Origin of the sequence: Levilactobacillus fujinensis (genome assembly GCF_003946335.1) — a bacterium.
GTDB classification, from domain to species: domain Bacteria; phylum Bacillota; class Bacilli; order Lactobacillales; family Lactobacillaceae; genus Levilactobacillus; species Levilactobacillus fujinensis.
Genome location: NZ_RHNX01000094.1, coordinates 1 through 1,381 on the forward strand (window position 1 = coordinate 1; position 1,381 = coordinate 1,381).

The window sequence follows — 1,381 nt, forward strand, 5'->3', positions numbered from 1 at the left end:
GTAGTAATGAACGCTTTAATCGGAATTTACGTTATTTTTATCCTAAAGGGACTCGTTTTGAGCACATTAGTGCTCAAAATTTAACGACGACGTTACTCCAAATTAACCAGCGACCGCTTAAAATACTCGACTGGCAAACACCGTATCAGGTTATGCTGACAAATTTGCAATCTATCACTTACGGATGTAGTGATACCGAATCGTGTGGGTCACGGCCTGATTAGCGGGCAGCACCACGTCCCCAAAATCGGCGTGATGAATGGCGTCCGGTAACGTTTGGGCTTCTAGGGCCAAAGCGTTGTAGTCGCGTTGTGCGGCCCGTTGTGGATCGGTCGCGTTTGCAGTAAAGACGACGACCGCGTTGCGATCAGAGTAGACCCGAACTTCCCGGTGCCCCGTCGTGTCCCCGACCGTCGCGATTGGTGTCGTGTCACTAGGGGTGACTTCAAAAGCATCATCATATTCTACAATACCATGCTTCTGTAATTTTGCTAAACCATCTTGAATCGTTTGGGGTTCGTGAAAATCAAACCCGGTCCCAGTTAAGGGGGTCTTCTCACCCGTTGGGATCTTGGCCTGGTCCAACACAAGGCGGCGGTCACTGTTCAGTTTCAGCCATTGCGTGTTCAGGTCGTGTTGATCATCGGTCACGTTAAAGTAGGTATGGATCGTTGGGTTGAACAGCGTCGTCGCGTCACTCTTAGCGGTAAAGGTGATGTTCAATTGATTCTCGTTATCCAAGGTATAGGTCAACGTGGTCGTCATCGTACCAGGGTACTTATCCTCGGCCTCACTGGTGGTATGGGTCAAGACGACGCTCGCCGTGTCATCAGTCTGTTGCGTCGTGGCATCCCAGTTAACGAAGGTAAACCCGTGTGGGCCCCCGTGACTGGCATTGGGCTTTTCGTTTTGGTCCAACTGAATCGTCCGGCCGTCCAGGTCAAATTGGGCACCGGCAATTCGCCCAGCGACCCGGCCCAGCGCTTGACAGAGATAGTACGGGTTGTGGTCGTAAGCCGCCAACTGGTCTTCGTGAACGATCAGTTGGTGACGTTGTCCGTCCTCTAAGGCACTAAACTCTTGCAGCGTTCCGCCCCAGGTCAAAATGGCCGCGCGGGTCCCATGGTCGTTCGTCAAAACGTACTTGGTCACAGTTTGTTGGTGGAGTTCACCAGCAACTTCTTGTGTAATTTGCATAAATACGGCACCTCCAAATTTAAGAATCCGGTTTCATTGTATAATACTCAACCCGGAAGTACAATCTACCAAACACCCCCCAAAACTATAAGTAAAGAAAATAGGGTCCCTATTTTCTTTTAATACCGTATTTCACACGGTATCGAATAAAGGTCGTCCGTTTAATACCTGTATTTCGGGACAC

Annotated in this window: 1 protein-coding gene and 2 pseudogenes; 1 reads left to right on the forward strand and 2 read right to left on the reverse strand. The window is 49.8% G+C overall.

Annotation, left to right across the window (positions count from 1 at the left end; all coding sequences use genetic code 11):
- Positions 1-224: pseudogene (locus EKM89_RS13875) on the forward strand (hypothetical protein); the annotation flags it as partial.
- Here the strand turns inward: EKM89_RS13875 and EKM89_RS13880 are convergent.
- Together EKM89_RS13880 and EKM89_RS13885 are read right to left on the reverse strand one after the other, a co-directional pair.
- A complete protein-coding gene (locus EKM89_RS13880) occupies positions 175-1,197 on the reverse strand; it encodes an aldose epimerase family protein (protein ID WP_125689353.1) in 1,023 nt (340 codons plus the stop codon). The pseudogene EKM89_RS13875 and the gene EKM89_RS13880 overlap by 50 nt on opposite strands.
- Before the next feature lie 109 nt (positions 1,198-1,306).
- A pseudogene (locus EKM89_RS13885) lies at positions 1,307-1,381 on the reverse strand (recombinase family protein); the annotation flags it as partial.